The sequence below is a fragment of the Methylobacillus sp. DLP286 genome (assembly GCF_056636515.1).
Genome location: NZ_CM153145.1, coordinates 489,052 through 506,319, shown reverse-complemented (window position 1 = coordinate 506,319; position 17,268 = coordinate 489,052). Strand labels below are relative to the sequence as shown.

Sequence of the window (17,268 nt, the reverse complement as noted above, 5' to 3'; positions counted from 1 at the left end):
CGAGAACCAAGCCCAAGAGTGAGAATACAACATCAAAAAACCGAATCAAGATTGACTTTCTGAACCAAAGCAACGTCGCAGACCTTCATCCACCGTAACAGGCGGCGCCCATCCCAACATTTCCTGAGTCTTGGAAATATCGACCTGCAAAGAACCTAAAAGCCGCTGGGCAACCATCCTTTTACCCAGCATGGTCAAACCCGTGTTTAACACACCGGCTGGAATCGGAATTAACCGGGAAGAAACGCCAGCAGCCTTGGCCAAACGACGCAGCAAATCGGAAGTGGATACATCCTCGCCGTCGCTAACCAGGAAAACCTGGTTAGCGGCAGCTGGATGATCAATGCATGTAATGATCAGGCTCACCAAATTATCAATCGCCACCAAGGAACGCTGATTATGGATGGCGCCGAAAGGCAGAGGCAATGATCTCCGCATCAAATTCATCATATTGGCAAAATTACCTTTCACCCCAGGTCCATAGACCAGCGGAGGCCGAATGATCACAACCTCCATCCCAGTTTCCCTCGTCAAAGCCAACAAACCTTGCTCCGCCTCGAACTTTGAAATGCCATATACATCTGCAGGGGTAGCGACATCATTCGCGGTAAAAGGCTTTCCAGGTAGGGTCTGTTCGCCATTGACCTTGATGGAGCTTATAAAAATAAACCGCTTTATCCCCGCTTTTGCAGCTTGGCGAGCAAGGTTCATTGTCCCTTCAACATTCGTTTCCCGATATGCATCCAAAGGATTGGCAAGCGGTTCACGCATGACATGAACTCGGGCAGCAAGATGGACAACAACATCCATCTCAGCCAAGTACATTTGCCAATCAGTATGACCATCAACGACTGGTACTAAAATATACTCATGCTTGGCAACTTCTTGAAACAGCTTGCTTCTGGCACAAGCGACCACTTTATGAGCAGAATCTGCCAGAGCAGTACACAATGCTCGACCAACAAATCCACTTGCCCCTGTAATCAAAATACGCATTAATTCGTATTATCTATATGAGGTTTAGTGAAAAATTGTGGTAAGCGAGACAAGACCTTACTCGGAATAAACAGCGGCCCCACATTCAAGCCATGCAGCTTACATGCGCGATACGCTTCCAGATTGCCCTTGATCACGCCACGGATGCTGTTATTGGAAGTGCCACCCACGCGCATTCTGATCCAGATACGCGGGACATAAACTGACCGGATACCGTGAACTTCAAGAAACCGCATCGTGAGCTCAAAATCCGCCTGTCGTGGGAAGCGAAGGTCAAACCCTCCCAATGATTCATAGACGCTGCGCCTCACAAAAAAAGTGGGATGAGCTGGCATCCAGCCCCGCTTGAAAAGACCCGGTTCAAAATCTCTAGATTTCCAGTACCTAATCACGCGCGACGTATCAGATTGATCTACATATAAAAGATCGGCATAACAGGCTTGCACATCCGGATCCTTGAAAACCTTGGCCACCTGATCTAGCACCGTATCATCGGCATAGAAATCATCCGCATTCAGCAGCCCAATCACATCACCTGTCGCCAGCTTCAGCCCCTTGTTCATCGCATCATAAATACCTTGATCCGGCTCCGAGACATACTGCGCAACACTGGAAGCATTTTTTACAATCTCCATGGTGCTATCCTGAGAGGCACCATCTACAATAATATGCTCACGCTCGTTATATTGCTGCGACGCCACTGAACCAATCGTATCCGCAATGGTTGCAGCACTGTTATAGCAAACGGTGATAATAGAAATTTTCAATGGACTAGTCTTAAGATTTAATTAATTTACGTTGGCTATGTAATAAAACCAGCCTCTTGATCAACAAGAAAAAGAGCCTAATTCGATAGATAAGTTGCTGATACACAGAAAAATTGCTTTTTTGTGCAGTAGGTGAAGCATTTTTATCATGTCGCCGATATAGCATCAGCGCTTCAGGAAGGAACTTAACTTTTCCAACACAGTTAGCCAATAATCCCAGCCACATATCATGCATAGGCACATTCTCAGGGATAGGCAGGGCATAAGCCAGCAACTCTTTCCGAAACGCCATACAGCAACCTAAGTAGCTATTCTTATACAAATTTTTCACAACCCCTTCACTGGACTTTCTCAATCCAAAAAATGAAGGATGTAATTCATTCAAGTTTTTATCAACAACCCGGCAATCACTAACCACGAGCAAATAGTCAGTCAACACCTGCAAACATCTATCTACTTTGTTAAGCAACCAAATATCGTCTTGATCACATAAAAAAATATACTCGCCAGATGCTTGGGATAACGCACGTTCAAAATTTCTCACAACACCCAAATTTCCATCATGGTTTACAATCTTGATACGCTCATCCTGAACAGCTGTAATAATATCCAAAGTGTTATCAACTGAACCATCATCGGAAATAAGGATTTCATCCTCATCATTTAGCTGGGGCAGTATTGATCGCAATTGCGCCTCAATAAAACAAGCACCATTATATGTAGCGATACAGACGGAGATCATTTGAGCACAGCCAACCATATTCGTTTAAGAAATCTATATAATGGGTAAGCAAGCAAAATAAAACCCCCATTAATCCGGCTTCGCCTACCAAATATTATCTCGCTAGCAATCCGTTGATAGAAATGCATCGGCGCAGATGAAACTCCAGCTTCATCACATATTGAAATAACCGATGAACAATATCTCCATCGCACATGTGAAATAGAAAGAAAATATATATAGTCTGATATAGAAACTCGTTTCCCTACCACATAATACCCATATATATTATGTAGTGATTTTCTATATATTAATGACTGATGCCTGACATTTAGCTTACTAATGTTTGCCCTCACCAATCGACGACTATGACGATATATCCAGTCAGAATAAATTACATCCACATCGTTATTGGCAATGTCGATAGCTCGCAACAATGCATCTTTTGAAGCAAATACATCACCCGAATTCATAAATAATATCCACTCTCCGGATGCAACAAACACGCCCTTATTCATCGCATGATAAATTCCTACATCCGACTCATTAATATAATGATTGATAATATCTTTATATTCAAAAGCCAATGCTCGAGTTCTATCGCAATCGCCGCCGTCAATCAGCAGATACTCAAATTCGGAATAGCTTTGCTCTTTAACGCTTTTTAGTGTTCTCTCGAGCGCCAAAGGATCATTTTTACATATTGTAACAATAGAGATTTTACTCATACGATTGAGCTTACATACTTCGTTATATAGCTATTAATGCATTTCATTTAAAAAATTTAGCCTTCATTAAACAAAAACTATTAATTATCTTTACCTTAATCAATGGCTTTTTCATAAATCTCTTGATATTTTTTCGCAACATAATGATAAGAAAATCTATTAAGCGCATACTCTCTAGCAGAGCGACTTAAATGTGCATGGCGAGATTCATTCTCAATCACCCAATTAATACCAAAAGAAAAATCCTGACAATCAAATGCTTTTGCCAAATAACCAGTGCCCATATGGGAAGCAATATCAGAAAGACCGCATGTATTAAAAGCTACAATTGGCGTCCCGCAAGACAATGCCTCAACTCCAGTATTAGGAAGGTTATCTTGTCGGGAAGGAATAAGCATTACATCTACAGCACTGTAAAGAATTCTCAATGTCAAGTTATCGTTCACAACTCCAGCATAGTGAACTGGAAAACCAAGGTGCTCTTGAAATTCTGGTTCACTCTGGCCAAAAATTACCAACTCTACATTATCAATTGTGAGCTCTTTCAGAGCTGACTTAAGAAGATCAAAACCTTTTCTGAAATCAGCTGTGCCTCTTGACGCCCCAAACAATAAGAGTTTCTTATTGCTCGGAAGCCTCAACAAATTACGAGCAACAGATTTATTTACAGGTTTCCAAAAATCCGTATCTATAGCATTAGGTATTACCGTGATAGGCCAATCCTTCATTAAAGCACTGTTTTTAGCACAATCTGCTAACCATTGACTAGGAGCAACTATATGCACTGGCTTTTTCCACAATTTTTTTTTCCTCAGCCATACCCATCTATTGATATCCAACCCAGCTTCATATATTGGCCGATTATCTCTCAAATATCCATTTCGCCATCGATCATCATCGGCATAATGCTCAGCTCCACAGAAGGCCCACATATCATGCAAAGTCCAAACCAATGGCTTCTGAATTTTCCCGATATCAGATATTGACATCATCTCAGCATTGACCCAGTGTAAGTGAACTAAATCAACTGGCAACGAATTTAGCAATTTAGGCCATTTTGAAGGTAAAATTGCAAATGAATATAAGGTGGGATTAGTAGTAGAATGTAGCCGCTTTGGCAGTGCTCCTATGTATGGACGGAATCCCGTTATTAATTGCTTCCATTTCTCCCTATAACCTTGCACCGTCCAATCATCAGATATAGCAGATTCAACATATAAACTAGAGTCAATATTTATTGATCTCAATGCATGATGAATACGGTATGTAGCCTTAGCTGCTCCTCCATCCTGATCAGAATAATTAACTAACGCAACTTTCATTTAAAATGACCATAATTTCTTGATATAAGATATGGAATTTCTAACTCCATTAATAACTGGTCCAACCACTTTCACTAGCCTCTCCGCCACTCTCGCTTTGGCTAGATTCACTGCACCATTCTTTTTATACACTTGAATATGAGGCGCTTTATCCAAATTACCCAAATACTGCAATCCTAGCGCTCTCATAACAATTGGAAATGTATGCCGCAAATAAAAAGTAGATGGCAAATGACACTTAATGACTGGATAAAAACAGTTAGCAAAAATTAATATTCCTTGATCAGAAACTGAAGATGCCATGTCATATGCAATTTTAATTGGATCCTCAACATGTTCCAACACATCTTGGGCAACTGCCGCATCATACTGATACCCCTCCATAGTAGATATAAATTGAATTCTTCCTTGCAATCTATTAAGTTCCAAAGCTACTCGGGAGGGATAAGGCTCTAGCACAAAAACCTCGATATCTTTAATAGAGTTAACGATTACCCTTGCCAACTCAGAGAAACCACCTCCGTATTCAATTACAGATTCAATATTATGCTTTTGTAAGTATTGCGCTATAGCATTTCTATGAGAAATTGACTCTGGATCAACAGCGGTAAAGATACCGTTCATCAACCAGACAGGATGGCCATAATAGCCTGACAACTCATCATAAGATAACTTATTTCTGTTATCTAAGCCAAACTGCTCCCATACCTTATCCATCTCCTCCCACACCCACTGCACGAGAGGAGTCTTTGCAGGCAGGCCAGTTAAGTATCTTTCTTGATCAGAGGTCAACCACTCTTTATGGAAAGTAAATCCCCATATGTTAATATCTGTCATTTCTATACCTTTCCCACAGCATATTACGGCAATATTTACTGACTCTACCAATCAAGGTGGTTCGATTTTTTTTCATCCATTCTTTTATCCGATTGACTGCCAAGTCAGACTCAACAATAGTATTAGGGAAATTGCCCAAGCCTTCCTCATGAGATAGAGAAAACTGTCCAATCTCCTCATCAGGACAATTTTCTCCCGATCCATCAAACCCAATGTTATAAACGAGAGTACGTGTTGAGTTTAGACATAATCCCTTATAATTAAAAATTGTGGCATACCAGAAAACTGCCCAGGTATCAATTTCACCGCTAAGATTTCTTATAACTTGGCTCCACCATATCTTACCCGAGCCATCCAGATCAAATCGTTTAATTTTCTCACTATTCCAGGAGGTCACCAGTTTCTTTGGATTTTTCTCAAAATGTTCCCACCTATCCCACCACGTTGCCCACCCCCAACAATTCATGACTCTCCAAAGAAACGCATCGCCAATATCAGTCGAATCTATAGGATAGTTCCATCCACTGATATGCCACACTCTCTTCTCATCGACATAATGATGCAATGCCCGATTCATAAAAGTAAGAAAGTCAGGACTTGTCACTATATCATCCTCCATGACAATTACTTTTCCATACTTTTCACAAACCGTAGTAACTCCATCTATAATCGAGCGAGCAAGTCCCATATTTTCACCTCGCTCAATTACAGTTACAGACTTAAAGCCATCAACCTTATGAATATAAGTTCTCACCTCTGCAACCGCATCAAGATCACTATCTTTTTTTGCTGCATCAGAATAAATTATCAAGTCACTTTCACACGCCAGCTTATTCAGCTTAAGTGCATCAATAACTCTAGCAACATGATTAGGCCTATTGTATACAAATAAGACTATTGGAGCATATTCCATATATAAAAAAATAACACCCTAACTTTACAATTAAAAAATTTAGACATCTCGAAAAAATTTACTCTAAAACTCAGGAAGAAGTGCCTTCAATTTTACCCAAAATATAGGTCGAGATTTTCTACTAAACAAATCAAAAAAAAATGCTGCAAAAAATTGAGAAGCAACAGTAGATAAAGCCGCTCCATTAATTCCAAACTTTGGAATAAAAATCAAATTCAAACCGACATTAACACAACACCCTGAAACAGCTCTATAAAAACGGTACTTTTGCAGATTTTCTATTGTAAACCAGCTACCACTCGCCACTCCCAAAACCACAAAAATTCCAGCCCAAACATGAATCACCAATACCGAAGTTGAAAGAGAGTAAGGTTCACCATATAAAAATAAAATAATAAAATCACCTAAGAAAGTAACAAAAATCGCCACTACAACTGCAAAATAAAACAACAACCTGAACAATTTCTCAAGCCTTAAATAATAAATCTCCTCACTCTCTTTTTTACTTTCTATCATTGCAGGAAATACAGAATTTACTATTGCAATAGGAATAAAATACCATAGTTCACTTAATCTGACTGCCGCAGAAAACAATCCAACAGCCTCACTATCCATCATTTCGCCAATCATAATTTGATCAATACGCATATAAATCATGATTGCCATACCTGAGAGAATAAGTGGCCAGCTATCTTTTAATAACTCTAAAGCCACGCACTTATCAAACTTCCACCATCTAATATTTAGATGGTTATAATAATATGCTGCCAGCAAAAATAATCCGGTTAATACAATTTCACACAGACCAGCCCAAGCAAATGCTACTAAAGGAGCGGAATTTAACAATAAGAGAATTTTTACAAGACTAAGCAGCGTAAAGGATAAAACTGCAGGAATAACACTATATTTAGATTTTACTTTTGCCTGAAAATAAAAATCTATGACATTGAGTGACTGAAAAATGAAACCTGCTGCAGTGATGCCAACCAACCACATCACATCGGGCTCACCATGTTTAACAAAATAAATTGCCAGCATTGTAATAATCAATGCTATCAATCCAGAAAACAGCTTTAGAATAAATGCAGTGCCAAGTAGCTTATTTGTTTGATCTGGATACTTCACAATATCTCTAACAATAATGCTATCCAGACCTAATGTCGCAAATGCTGAAAATAATGCAGTAAATGCAATTGCGTAATTCCACAATCCAAATTGTTCCGGCCCTAAGTAACGAGCAATCCACACTCCAACTACAAGGCCTACACCCATTCTCAACACTTTATCAGCAATCAACCACCCACTATTTCCTAGTGCAGCTTGCAAATTAACACGCCCATCCAATCGACTCTGGATGAATCTTGGCAAATACTTAATCCACAATTGATTCATATGCTATTGATAAACCAAAAAATCTTGATAGGCTATGACTAGGCCTTGCTTTAAAGCTGTATTAGCTCTCCATCCAGCCTTCGTAAGTCTTGTCACATCCATGAGCTTCCTCGGTGTTCCATCCGGCTTGGTGGCGTCGAATTCGATGTTGCCTTGATAGTCCACGATTTGTTTGACGAGCTCCGCTAGTGCTTTGATGGTGATGTCTTCGCCTACGCCAACGTTGATAAGCGGTGGTTCGAATCTGCCGCTCTGGCTTTCGTCGCTACCCAGCAATGCTCGATATTGGTCTTGCGGCAGATTCATGAGATAAACGCAGGCATCAGCCATGTCGTCGCTGTAGAGGAACTCTCTTCTGGGAGTACCAGTGCCCCAGACGGTGACGGTGGGTTGGTGGTTCCGCTTGGCTTCGTTGAATTTACGTAGCAGGGCTGGGATAACATGGCTATTCTCAGGGTGGTAATTATCGCCAGGGCCGTAAAGATTAGTTGGCATGGCGGCGAGGTATTGAGTGCCGTATTGGCGGTTGTAGCTCCAGCACATTTCGATACCGGCAATCTTGGCCAACGCATACGGGCGGTTGGTCGGTTCCAATGGACCGGTGAGCAGGTGTTCTTCTTTCATGGGCTGCGGGGCATGCTTGGGGTAGATGCAACTAGAGCCCAGAAACAGGAGCCGGGTAACGCCGTGCTTCCAGGCGCTGTGGATGACATTGGTCTGGATGGCAAGGTTGTCACGGATGAATTCTGCCGGGTAGGTGTTGTTGGCGACGATGCCGCCGACCTTGGCTGCGGCCAGGAAAACGTATTCCGGCTTGTATTCGGCAAAGAATTGGTCCGTGGCTTTTTCGTCGGTCAGGTCGAGTTCGGCGTGGGTGCGCTTGAGGATGTTGGTATACCCCTTGGCTTCGAGGTTCCTGACGATAGCGGAACCAACCAGGCCTCGGTGGCCCGCCACATAGATGCGTGCATGCTTATTCATTAATGCGCCCTACCCTGCTATTCGTTGTAGTCATAAGCAGCGAAGCCGTGCTTCTTGACGAGTTCGTCACGCTCGGCGCTCTTGAGGTCTTCTCGCACCATTTCGGAGACAAGTTCCTGGAAGCTGATCTTGGGAGTCCAGCCGAGTTTTTGCTTGGCCTTGGCCGGGTCGCCCAACAGGGTTTCGACTTCGGTAGGACGGAAATAGCGCGGATCGACTTGGACGATGGCTTTGCCGTTGCTGTCATAGCCTTTTTCGTCGACGCCCTGTCCTTGCCAAGTAATGGCGATGCCGAGCTCCTTGGCGGCGGCGTTGACGAAGTCGCGGACGCTGTACTGGACGCCGGTGGCAATCACGAAGTCTTCTGGGTGCTCTTGTTGCAGCATGAGCCATTGCATTTCGACGTAGTCCTTGGCGTGGCCCCAGTCGCGCAATGCGTCAAGATTACCTAGGTAGAGGCTGTCTTGCAGCCCCAGTTTGATTCGCGCCAGAGCGCGGGTGATCTTGCGGGTGACGAAGGTTTCGCCGCGCAGCGGACTTTCGTGGTTGAACAGGATGCCGTTGCATGCATAGATGCCATAGGCTTCACGGTAGTTGACGGTTATCCAATAGCCGTAAAGCTTGGCCACGGCATATGGGCTGCGTGGGTAGAATGGAGTGGTTTCCTTCTGCGGGACTTCTTGCACCAAGCCATAGAGTTCTGAGGTAGAGGCCTGGTAGAAGCGGGTCTTCTTCTCGAGACCGAGGATGCGGATGGCTTCGAGAATGCGCAGGGTGCCAATACCGTCGGCATTGGCGGTGTATTCGGGAGTTTCGAAGCTGACGGCCACGTGGCTCATGGCAGCCAGATTGTAGATTTCGTCCGGCTGGACTTGCTGGATGATGCGGATGAGGTTGGTAGAGTCGGTCAGGTCGCCGTAATGCAGGATGAAGTTCTGATTGTCGACATGCGGGTCCTGGTACAGATGGTCGATACGATCGGTATTGAACAACGATGCACGGCGCTTGATGCCGTGGACTATATAGCCTTTATTCAATAGAAATTCAGATAGATAGGCGCCATCCTGCCCGGTAACACCCGTAATCAAAGCAACCTTGCTCATTGTTTCTCACACCTTCCATAAGTATCTTCAAAGCGGACAATATCGTCCTCTCCAACATATTCGCCGCATTGCACTTCGATGATATGCAACGGCACATCTCCCGGATTCGATAATCGGTGACGGTGGGTTTTGGGAATATATGTGGATTCGTTTTCTGTTAATGTGACTTCCCGATCGCCATTGGTAATGCGGGCAACGCCGGACACTACCACCCAGTGTTCAGACCGGTGGTGATGCATTTGCATTGAAAGGCTGGCGCCGGGGTTGACCGAGATGCGCTTGATCTTGAAATTGATGCCTTCCTCCAACACGGTATATGCTCCCCAGGGACGCTGAACTGTCCGATGCAGCTCGGTAAGCTCAGGTTTTTGCTTCTGCACCAACGCCACCAACTGCTTGATGTCCTCGGTCCGTCCGCGATCACAGATCAAGGTGGCATCAGCGGTCTGGATGATGGCGAGGTTGCTGACACCCAATGTTGCCAATAAGCCATGCGTGTTCCATAACAGGCTGTTGTTGGTATCCAAAGCGATGACGTCGCCCTCGCAGACATTGTCATCGGCATTCTTGCCATTGCGCTGATAGATCGAATCCCAATTGCCTAGGTCGCTCCAGGCCATATCGACCGGTACGACAGCGGCGCTGCTCACTTTTTCAGCCAATCCGTAGTCAATGGAAACATTGGGCAGTTTTGCATATTCTTCGGCCAGGTTTCCGCTATCGAGCTTGCTTATCAATGCACTGATTTCAGGCTGATGTTCGGCCAGCAATTGCATAAAGATATCGGCACGGAAAACGAACATGCCGCTATTCCACAAATAGCCTTGCGCCAGGAACGCTTCAGCATTGGCCCGGTCGGGCTTCTCCACGAAACGGGCGACTTCGTATATGGCATGCCCGGAATTGCCTCCGACAGTCGTATCGGCAGGCTGGATATATCCGTAACCGGTTGCCGGCTCGGTGGGCGATATGCCAAGCAGGGTGAGGTATCCCTGGGCCGCTCCCTCTTCCGCAGCAGTCCAAGCCTGATGGAAAGCTTCTTCATTATCAATCGAATGATCAGAAGGAAAGACGCCGACGATCGCGTCCGGGGATTGAAGATGGATGCGGCTGACAGCCCATGCAATGGCAGGCAGTGTATTGCGGGCGCACGGTTCTGCCATGACGCCGTTGATTGCCTCCGGCAGGATGTCGGCAAGCTGGCCCTTGACCTCGAACTTGTGATCCTCGTGAGTGACGGTAATCAGGTTACTGGACTGTACATGACGGGAAAGACGCAGCGCAGTTTGCTGAAGCAAGGTTTCCTTGCCGTTCAAGGCAAGAAGCTGCTTGGGCCGCAATGTGCGTGACAACGGCCATAACCGCGTACCCGAACCTCCGCAAAGCATCACGGCATAGCGCTCGCTCATTTGACTCCCTCATCCACCGATTCACCTGCTGCCCGGCGCAGCTCTTCGATTTCCGCCTGCAGGTTTTCATATTCTTGCATTTTGTATTTAAGGAACCGCATGGTGATACCGGCTTTCTCCTCTATCCCTTTAGGCGTCAGCACATACATATAGGCCAGCTTATTCTTGCTGTTGCGGAAGTTGGAAACCTTGAGCAAGCCGACTTCAGCCAAGGCCTTGAGGCAGAAATTCGTCTTTCCCAGGCTGATACCCAAAGCCTTCGCCAGCTCACGCTGGCTGATCTCAGGTTTTTCCTGTACCAGCTTGAGGATTTTGTACCGGTATTCGTCAGTGAGCATGAATATATTGGATCGCACTGCGTTCAAATGATGAACGCAGTTTACAAAAACTTTTCAATCCTCACAACCCTGAAAAATTCACCCCCGGATGTTATCCTAGTTAGCCCTAGTCACTACGGAGCATTGAAGCATGGCAACTGTCCTCATTACCGGCGCCAATCGGGGCCTGGGCCTTGAATTCACACGGCAATATGCCGAAGCCGGCTGGCATGTATTGGCCTGCTGTCGCCAGCCGGAATCGGCCGAGGAGCTGTTGCAGCTTGCATCACGTTTCAAGGACTTGGTCAGCGTGCATAAGCTGGACGTGGGCAATTTCCACCAGGTGGACGAATTGGCCGCCTCGTTGTCAGGCCAGCCGATTGACGTATTGATCAACAATGCCGGGATTTACCCTGATAGCCCAACCCAGTTCTTTGCAGATGCGGATTATGAAGCATGGATCGAGGCATTCCGCATCAACAGTCTGGCGCCGTTCAAGATGGCCCAGGCCTTCACTCCCCATTTGAAACAAGGGCAGGTCAAGAAGCTTGTCAATATGACCAGCAAGATGGGCAGTATTGCGGACAACACCAGCGGCGGCAGCTACATATACCGCTCCAGCAAAACCGCGCTCAATATGATCACCAAAAGCCTGGCGATCGAACTGGCAAAAGAAGGCATTACGACCCTGGTGCTGCATCCCGGCTGGGTACTGACTGATATGGGCGGCCCTAACGCATTGATCAACACCGAGCAGAGCATTAGCGGCCTGCGCCAGGTGATAGACCACGCCACGCTTGCGGATGCAGGCAAGTTTTATGCATATGACGGACAAGAAATCCCCTGGTAATCCATTGCACCCCCATGCCGTGCTGCGCCCGTTGGTGTTCAAGGGGCGCGGCGCGATCAGCAACCACAGCGGCCGCTTCGATCATCTGCAACATGCGGATATCGATGACGGCTGGAGCAACCTGGAACAAGACCTGGCGCCGCTTGCCACCGAAGTGCTGATCGACAGCACGCGCAGCATCATTAACTGGGTCAAATCACCGGACATCCCTTTCGACCGCTCCATCAATCCCTACCGCGGGTGCGAGCATGGATGCATCTATTGCTTTGCGCGCCCTACCCATACCTACCTGGGCCTTTCGGCCGGGCTGGATTTCGAAAGCCGCATCCTGGTCAAGCCGGATGCGGCACGCCTGCTGCGCAAGGAGTTGAGCAATAAGAATTACCGCTGCGCGCCCATGGCGATGGGAACCAACACCGATCCCTACCAGCCGCTGGAAAGGCAGCAACAGCTTACACGGCAGATCCTGCAGGTATTGGCGGAGTTCAAGCATCCCGTCAGCATTGTCACCAAAGCCGCCATGGTGGAGCGCGATATCGATATCCTGTCCAAGATGGCAAACGAAGGGCTGGCCCAGGTCTTCATTTCAGTCACCACCTTGAGCAACCGGATCAGCCGCGCGCTGGAACCACGTGCTGCAGCGCCACAGCGCCGCCTGGAGACGATCAGGCGCCTGCATGCGGCCGGGGTTCCGGTAGGCGTGATGACAGCGCCGATTATCCCGGTGCTGACTGACCCGGAGCTCGAGGATATCCTGGCTGCTGCCCACGATGCCGGGGCCGCCAGTGCGGGCTATGTGCTATTGCGGCTGCCCCTGGAAGTCGCGCCGCTGTTCGAGGAATGGCTGCAGCACCACTACCCGCTCAAAGCCGGCCATGTGATGAGCATCATCCGCCAAAGCCGGGACGGGCAAAACAACCAGTCCGAATTCCATGAGCGCATGAGAGGCAACGGAATATTCGCTGACATGATCCGCCAACGCTTCAAGCTGACGACCAAGAAACTAGGGCTCAATCAGCGCGGCCTGGAGATGAATACCGGGCTGTTCCGGCCACCGGGAAAACCTGAACAATTTGGATTGTTCGATTAGAACAAGCAATATATCGCGCTTCCAAAAAGAAGCAACAAGCCGCGATCATACTCCAATATGAAAGGTCGAATTTTGACACTCAAGATAAAAAGCGTAAGATACGAGCGAAAGGAGTCTAGCACATGAGCACACAAGAACACGATTTAAGGAAAATCGACGCAGAGATTGCCAAACTGATGGCTGAAACCAGCAAGATCAATGCTGAAGCAAAATGGTATCCATTCATCGCAGTGGCCGGTATTTTTGGTGCTGCCATTGCTATTGTGAAGCTGTTCTTGAGTTAGACAAATAGCATTAATCTAAATTTAAAAAGCCCTCTTCATGAGGGCTTTTTCATTAATATCATCAGGTATTGCAACGAACAAGCCTGCAGTACTTAGTCACCAATCAATACCGGTAAACTTCTTGATGTCGCGGCGCTGGCGCTTGGTGGGGCGGCCCATGCCGCGTTCGCGCTGTGCATGTTCTTGCTCACGGGTCACGGCAAGGTTCTCGCGTTTCGCGATGCTCTCAGGCGTCTCTTCATACAATAGCACCGCTTCCGGTGCGCTGCGGCGTTGCGTGCTGAGCCCGCGCACAACCACCTCCATTTCCAGCTCCTTGCGGCGGATGTGAATCACTTGTCCCAGACGGACTTCCTTAGCCGGCTTAACGCGGTCTCCGTCCACATGTATCTTGCCGGTATCGATGGCATCCGTCGCCAGGCTGCGGGTCTTGAAAAATCTTGCGGCCCAGAGCCATTTGTCCAGGCGGCACTTGTTGTCCTGTTCGCTCATGCTATCGGCCTGTAGGGTGGTGATTACGCTGGTAGATGTCCTGGTATGCCTGCAAGCTGCGCTGCACATGGCCAAGCACACTGCCGGCCGGATAAACACCGGCTGCATCCGCACTGCCTGCCGCCAACCCGGTCAACAGCTCTATCCCGTCCAGCACATGCTCCATGGCATAGAGATGGAACCTGCCCTCCGCCATTGCACGGATGATATCCTGATGCAGCAGCACGTGGCGCAGGTTGCTCGCTGGCAGCAATACGCCTTGTTGGCCATCGAGCCCCAGCTTTTCGCACAGGCGGAAATGCCCTTCTATTTTCTCGTTGATCCCGCCTATCGGCAGCACTTCTCCATGCTGGTTCAATGCGCCCGTCACTGCGATGCCTTGCGCCAATGGCAGGCCAGAAAGGCTGGAAAGCAAGGCATACAGCTCGGCGCACGAAGCGGAATCGCCCTCCACACCGTGATACTCCTGCTCGAACACCAGTGAAGCGTTGAGCGACAAAGGCGCCTGCTGCACGAACATGGCGGCCAGCCAGTGCTGCAGGATGAACATGCCCTTGTCATGTTGCGGCCCCGTCAGCTTGACCTCGCGGTCGATATTGATGATGCCGTGCCGGCCGGGATGACAGCGTGCGGAAATCTGCACCGGCGACCCGAACGCGGCATCCCCCATGTCGATATGGGTCAGGCCGTTGATGCGCCCTACCTGGCGCCCCGTCACCGCTATCTTCAGCTCGCCGTCGAGGATGGAATCCCTGATCTGCTCCTCGGCATAATCGTGGCGCTGCCGCGTTGCCGACAACGCCTGCTCGACCTCTGCCGCATCGACTGCGCCGCCCTGCGACGCCAAGGCCGCCGCCTCATGCAGCAAAGGCAGCAAGCGCCCAAGCGCCAGGCTGACCCGGGACTGGTCCTCCTCCCACTCGTGCAATACCTGAAGCAAACGCGCTACCGCGGCGGCAGTGAAATGCGGCAAGCCGTTTTCAGCCGAACAACGCGCGATATAGCCGGCTACCTGGCGATACACATCGGGCGTGGCTTTTGCGCTGTCCGCGAACTCGACCTTGATGCGGAAATATTCCAGGAAAGGCGCATGCTGCTCGTGCAAGTGGTAATAATCGTCGCGGCTCGCCACCAGGATCAGCTTGAAATCGAGCGGCAAGGCATCGGGCGTCAGCGCATTCAATGCGGCATTGCCTGAGGCGCTGCCCGCATCCTCGATCTGCAGCTTGCGGTTGCGCAATACGCGCCCCAGCTTTTCCAGCAATGGGTTCGCCCCTGCCTGCTGGTCGCCAAGGATATCCTCCAGGTGCAGGATCAGCACGCCGCCGTTGGCGCGCAACAAATTGCCTGCCTTGAGGCGCATGAAATCCGCCAAATGATGGTCAGCCGATGCCTCCACGCCTCCAAACAGCGAGGTATGGCTGGGATCGTCGTCATAGATGACTGGGCTTCCGGCAAGGCCGTGGTTGCTGAGCAGGAGATTGGCGCGAAACCGCCCGAGAAAAGCTTCCTGCATTTCATCGGTTTCGTTATTGGTCGCCAAGGCGAACAGTTCGGTATTATCGAGCACTTCCTGCACTAGCTGCGCTGACCAGCGGTCGAACAGTTCAGGTTCAAGCAGGCCCGGCAGTATTTGCTGGCGAATCTTCGCCAGCTCTTGCTCCAGAGACGACTTGAGATTGCCCTCGGGGCTAACGGCTGCAGGGCTGCCATGCCGGGACTCGCCCGGAATTCTTGACTGCAGCAGGGCGGGAATGGTCCGCAATTGCCTGCGTGCAAATTGGTCAAGCAAATGCCGCAGCTCGCTCCCCTTGCCTGCTTGCAGGCGCAACAGGATTGGCTTTTCCGGCAGCTGGAAGTTCAGCAGGTACACCAGGTCCGGCGGCACCGGCTGCTGCGCCAGCGCCCGTTCCATCAGGCTCTTCATCAACGAGGTCCGGCCGGAACCGGGCTCGCCGATCACCAGCATATGGTAGCCGGGATGCTGCATGCGCAAGCCTAAGCTAGCCGCTGCAAATGCACGCTCCTGGCCTATCCATTGTGCCGCATGCCGGTCATCCGGCAGCAATTCTGCGGTGGTATCGAATCCCAGGGTGTGCGGATGAATGGATATATTGAGTTGTTGCGGTGTCAGCTTGCTTAGCATCAGATGGGCATGTTGTCAGGGTTGAGGTTGCAGGAATGCTATTGCCAGCGCTCGCGCGCAGACTGGTCGCTTTCGCGGGAATCCAGCCATTTTTCACCTTCCGGGGTCGCTTCCTTTTTCCAGAAAGGCGCTTCGGTCTTGAGATAGTCCATGATGAACTCGCAGGCGGCAAAGGCATCGCCCCGGTGTGCGCTTGCCACGACGACCAGCACGATCTGCGCCTGCGGCTGTAGCGTCCCGATGCGATGGATCACGACCGCATCAAGTATCGGCCAGCGCTGTCTTGCCTGCTCGATAATGGCGGCAAGCGATTTCTCGGTCATGCCGGGGTAATGCTCCAGCGTCAGGCTGGAAACGGCATCGCCGTCATTCAGGTCGCGCACCTGCCCGGTGAATGACACTACCGCGCCCGCCTGGGGGTACTGCAGACGCAAGCGGGTGATTTCCTCGCCTACGTCGAAATCCTGCTCCTGCACGCGTGCCGTCATTCAGCCTCCCGTGACGGGCGGGAAGAATGCTACCTCGTCGCCCGGCTGCACCAGCGCCGAATCCGGCACCAGCTCCTGATTGACGGCCGCACGCAGGCTGGCGTTGCCGGCAAACTGTTCCTGCCAGGCACCGCCGCGCCCGGCCAGCTTGTGCTTCAATGCGGAGACAGTATCAGGCTCGGGCCAGTCCAGGCGTTCGCCATCGCTACCCAGCGTTTCGCGCAACCTGGCGAAATACAGCAATTGGATCATGCGCCGGTCACGTCCTGGTCGGTCACCGGGCCGCGCTTGCCATTGATGGCATCCATCATCAGCACCAATAATTTTTGCTTGTGCTCTTCATTGTCCATCAGGCTCGAACTGAAGGTGATGCCGAACTTGCTGGCATATTGCTGGATCAGCATGATCAGGCCTTGTTCATCGCTCATATTG

Annotated in this window: 20 protein-coding genes; 3 read left to right on the top strand and 17 right to left on the bottom strand. The window is 48.9% G+C overall.

What is annotated here, in order from left to right; all coding sequences use genetic code 11:
* Positions 1–45: 45 nt before the first annotated feature.
* The 12 genes from ACWXTG_RS02375 to ACWXTG_RS02320 form a co-directional block, all read right to left on the bottom strand.
* Positions 46–996 carry a UDP-glucose 4-epimerase family protein gene (locus ACWXTG_RS02375; RefSeq protein WP_480220556.1) on the bottom strand — a complete coding sequence of 317 codons (951 nt, stop codon included), beginning with the start codon at positions 994–996 and terminating at the stop codon, positions 46–48.
* The gene (locus tag ACWXTG_RS02370) at positions 996–1,763 is read right to left on the bottom strand and encodes a glycosyltransferase family 2 protein (RefSeq protein ID WP_480220555.1); all 768 of its coding nucleotides are present in this window, start codon (positions 1,761–1,763) and stop codon (positions 996–998) included. The genes ACWXTG_RS02375 and ACWXTG_RS02370 overlap by 1 nt, the downstream gene beginning before the upstream one ends.
* Before the next feature lie 10 nt (positions 1,764–1,773).
* The gene (locus tag ACWXTG_RS02365; protein WP_480220554.1) at positions 1,774–2,505 is read right to left on the bottom strand and encodes a glycosyltransferase family 2 protein; all 732 of its coding nucleotides are present in this window, start codon (positions 2,503–2,505) and stop codon (positions 1,774–1,776) included.
* Positions 2,502–3,212 (bottom strand): glycosyltransferase, encoded by a 711-nt coding sequence (locus ACWXTG_RS02360; RefSeq protein WP_480220553.1) that lies wholly within the window; start codon positions 3,210–3,212, stop codon positions 2,502–2,504. The genes ACWXTG_RS02365 and ACWXTG_RS02360 overlap by 4 nt, the downstream gene beginning before the upstream one ends.
* Before the next feature lie 95 nt (positions 3,213–3,307).
* On the bottom strand, positions 3,308–4,534 hold the full coding sequence (locus tag ACWXTG_RS02355) for a glycosyltransferase (protein WP_480220552.1): 1,227 nt from the start codon (positions 4,532–4,534) through the stop codon (positions 3,308–3,310).
* Positions 4,535–5,371 (bottom strand): methyltransferase domain-containing protein, encoded by an 837-nt coding sequence (locus tag ACWXTG_RS02350; RefSeq protein WP_480220551.1) that lies wholly within the window; start codon positions 5,369–5,371, stop codon positions 4,535–4,537. It abuts the gene before it with no gap.
* Positions 5,358–6,284, bottom strand: a complete 927-nt coding sequence (locus ACWXTG_RS02345) for a glycosyltransferase family protein (RefSeq protein WP_480220550.1) — start codon at positions 6,282–6,284, stop codon at positions 5,358–5,360. Before ACWXTG_RS02345 ends, ACWXTG_RS02350 begins: the two co-directional genes overlap by 14 nt.
* Before the next feature lie 63 nt (positions 6,285–6,347).
* Positions 6,348–7,676, bottom strand: coding sequence for a flippase (locus ACWXTG_RS02340; protein WP_407996467.1), 1,329 nt, complete (start codon positions 7,674–7,676; stop codon positions 6,348–6,350).
* A gap of 3 nt (positions 7,677–7,679) precedes the next feature.
* Complete coding sequence (locus ACWXTG_RS02335) at positions 7,680–8,657, bottom strand: GDP-L-fucose synthase family protein (RefSeq protein ID WP_407996466.1); 978 nt, start codon at positions 8,655–8,657, stop codon at positions 7,680–7,682.
* Between the two features lie 17 nt (positions 8,658–8,674).
* Positions 8,675–9,760 (bottom strand): GDP-mannose 4,6-dehydratase, encoded by a 1,086-nt coding sequence (gene gmd / locus ACWXTG_RS02330; RefSeq protein ID WP_480220549.1) that lies wholly within the window; start codon positions 9,758–9,760, stop codon positions 8,675–8,677.
* On the bottom strand, positions 9,757–11,169 hold the full coding sequence (locus tag ACWXTG_RS02325) for a mannose-1-phosphate guanylyltransferase/mannose-6-phosphate isomerase (RefSeq protein WP_480220548.1): 1,413 nt from the start codon (positions 11,167–11,169) through the stop codon (positions 9,757–9,759). Before ACWXTG_RS02325 ends, gmd begins: the two co-directional genes overlap by 4 nt.
* A complete protein-coding gene (locus ACWXTG_RS02320) occupies positions 11,166–11,507 on the bottom strand; it encodes a MarR family EPS-associated transcriptional regulator (RefSeq protein WP_309565052.1) in 342 nt (113 codons plus the stop codon). The genes ACWXTG_RS02325 and ACWXTG_RS02320 overlap by 4 nt, the downstream gene beginning before the upstream one ends.
* Before the next feature lie 130 nt (positions 11,508–11,637).
* Here ACWXTG_RS02320 and ACWXTG_RS02315 point away from each other — a divergent pair, with 130 nt between their 5' ends.
* From ACWXTG_RS02315 to ACWXTG_RS02305, 3 genes are all read left to right on the top strand, one after another.
* Positions 11,638–12,336, top strand: a complete 699-nt coding sequence (locus tag ACWXTG_RS02315) for an SDR family oxidoreductase (protein ID WP_407996463.1) — start codon at positions 11,638–11,640, stop codon at positions 12,334–12,336.
* Complete coding sequence (locus ACWXTG_RS02310; RefSeq protein WP_480220547.1) at positions 12,305–13,426, top strand: PA0069 family radical SAM protein; 1,122 nt, start codon at positions 12,305–12,307, stop codon at positions 13,424–13,426. The genes ACWXTG_RS02315 and ACWXTG_RS02310 overlap by 32 nt, the downstream gene beginning before the upstream one ends.
* Before the next feature lie 122 nt (positions 13,427–13,548).
* Positions 13,549–13,710 carry a hypothetical protein gene (locus tag ACWXTG_RS02305; RefSeq protein ID WP_480220546.1) on the top strand — a complete coding sequence of 54 codons (162 nt, stop codon included), beginning with the start codon at positions 13,549–13,551 and terminating at the stop codon, positions 13,708–13,710.
* 96 nt (positions 13,711–13,806) lie between these two features.
* Here ACWXTG_RS02305 and ACWXTG_RS02300 read toward each other — a convergent pair whose 3' ends face one another.
* Genes ACWXTG_RS02300 through ACWXTG_RS02280 form a run of 5 tightly spaced genes read right to left on the bottom strand, consistent with a single transcriptional unit; the run spans position 13,807 to position 17,264 of the window.
* Positions 13,807–14,202 (bottom strand): RNA-binding S4 domain-containing protein, encoded by a 396-nt coding sequence (locus tag ACWXTG_RS02300; protein ID WP_480220545.1) that lies wholly within the window; start codon positions 14,200–14,202, stop codon positions 13,807–13,809.
* Position 14,203: 1 nt separating this feature from the next.
* Positions 14,204–16,348, bottom strand: a complete 2,145-nt coding sequence (locus tag ACWXTG_RS02295; protein ID WP_480220544.1) for a Lon protease family protein — start codon at positions 16,346–16,348, stop codon at positions 14,204–14,206.
* Between the two features lie 38 nt (positions 16,349–16,386).
* Positions 16,387–16,836 carry a molybdopterin synthase catalytic subunit MoaE gene (moaE, locus tag ACWXTG_RS02290; RefSeq protein WP_309565047.1) on the bottom strand — a complete coding sequence of 150 codons (450 nt, stop codon included), beginning with the start codon at positions 16,834–16,836 and terminating at the stop codon, positions 16,387–16,389.
* Positions 16,837–17,088 (bottom strand): molybdopterin converting factor subunit 1, encoded by a 252-nt coding sequence (gene moaD / locus ACWXTG_RS02285; protein ID WP_407996457.1) that lies wholly within the window; start codon positions 17,086–17,088, stop codon positions 16,837–16,839.
* Entirely contained in the window at positions 17,085–17,264 is a 180-nt protein-coding gene (locus ACWXTG_RS02280; protein ID WP_287110344.1) for a hypothetical protein, read from the bottom strand. Before ACWXTG_RS02280 ends, moaD begins: the two co-directional genes overlap by 4 nt.
* Positions 17,265–17,268: the final 4 nt, after the last annotated feature.

Coding starts and splice junctions, on each gene's coding strand:
- ACWXTG_RS02375 (WP_480220556.1), bottom strand. CDS start 996: ATGCGTATTTTGATTACAGGGGCAAGTGGATTTGTTGGTCGAGCATTG.
- ACWXTG_RS02365 (WP_480220554.1), bottom strand. CDS start 2,505: ATGATCTCCGTCTGTATCGCTACATATAATGGTGCTTGTTTTATTGAG.
- ACWXTG_RS02360 (WP_480220553.1), bottom strand. CDS start 3,212: ATGAGTAAAATCTCTATTGTTACAATATGTAAAAATGATCCTTTGGCG.
- ACWXTG_RS02355 (WP_480220552.1), bottom strand. CDS start 4,534: ATGAAAGTTGCGTTAGTTAATTATTCTGATCAGGATGGAGGAGCAGCT.
- ACWXTG_RS02350 (WP_480220551.1), bottom strand. CDS start 5,371: ATGACAGATATTAACATATGGGGATTTACTTTCCATAAAGAGTGGTTG.
- ACWXTG_RS02345 (WP_480220550.1), bottom strand. CDS start 6,284: ATGGAATATGCTCCAATAGTCTTATTTGTATACAATAGGCCTAATCAT.
- ACWXTG_RS02340 (WP_407996467.1), bottom strand. CDS start 7,676: ATGAATCAATTGTGGATTAAGTATTTGCCAAGATTCATCCAGAGTCGA.
- ACWXTG_RS02335 (WP_407996466.1), bottom strand. CDS start 8,657: ATGAATAAGCATGCACGCATCTATGTGGCGGGCCACCGAGGCCTGGTT.
- gmd (WP_480220549.1), bottom strand. CDS start 9,760: ATGAGCAAGGTTGCTTTGATTACGGGTGTTACCGGGCAGGATGGCGCC.
- ACWXTG_RS02325 (WP_480220548.1), bottom strand. CDS start 11,169: ATGAGCGAGCGCTATGCCGTGATGCTTTGCGGAGGTTCGGGTACGCGG.
- ACWXTG_RS02320 (WP_309565052.1), bottom strand. CDS start 11,507: ATGCTCACTGACGAATACCGGTACAAAATCCTCAAGCTGGTACAGGAA.
- ACWXTG_RS02315 (WP_407996463.1), top strand. CDS start 11,638: ATGGCAACTGTCCTCATTACCGGCGCCAATCGGGGCCTGGGCCTTGAA.
- ACWXTG_RS02310 (WP_480220547.1), top strand. CDS start 12,305: ATGCATATGACGGACAAGAAATCCCCTGGTAATCCATTGCACCCCCAT.
- ACWXTG_RS02305 (WP_480220546.1), top strand. CDS start 13,549: ATGAGCACACAAGAACACGATTTAAGGAAAATCGACGCAGAGATTGCC.
- ACWXTG_RS02300 (WP_480220545.1), bottom strand. CDS start 14,202: ATGAGCGAACAGGACAACAAGTGCCGCCTGGACAAATGGCTCTGGGCC.
- ACWXTG_RS02295 (WP_480220544.1), bottom strand. CDS start 16,348: ATGCTAAGCAAGCTGACACCGCAACAACTCAATATATCCATTCATCCG.
- moaE (WP_309565047.1), bottom strand. CDS start 16,836: ATGACGGCACGCGTGCAGGAGCAGGATTTCGACGTAGGCGAGGAAATC.
- moaD (WP_407996457.1), bottom strand. CDS start 17,088: ATGATCCAATTGCTGTATTTCGCCAGGTTGCGCGAAACGCTGGGTAGC.
- ACWXTG_RS02280 (WP_287110344.1), bottom strand. CDS start 17,264: ATGAGCGATGAACAAGGCCTGATCATGCTGATCCAGCAATATGCCAGC.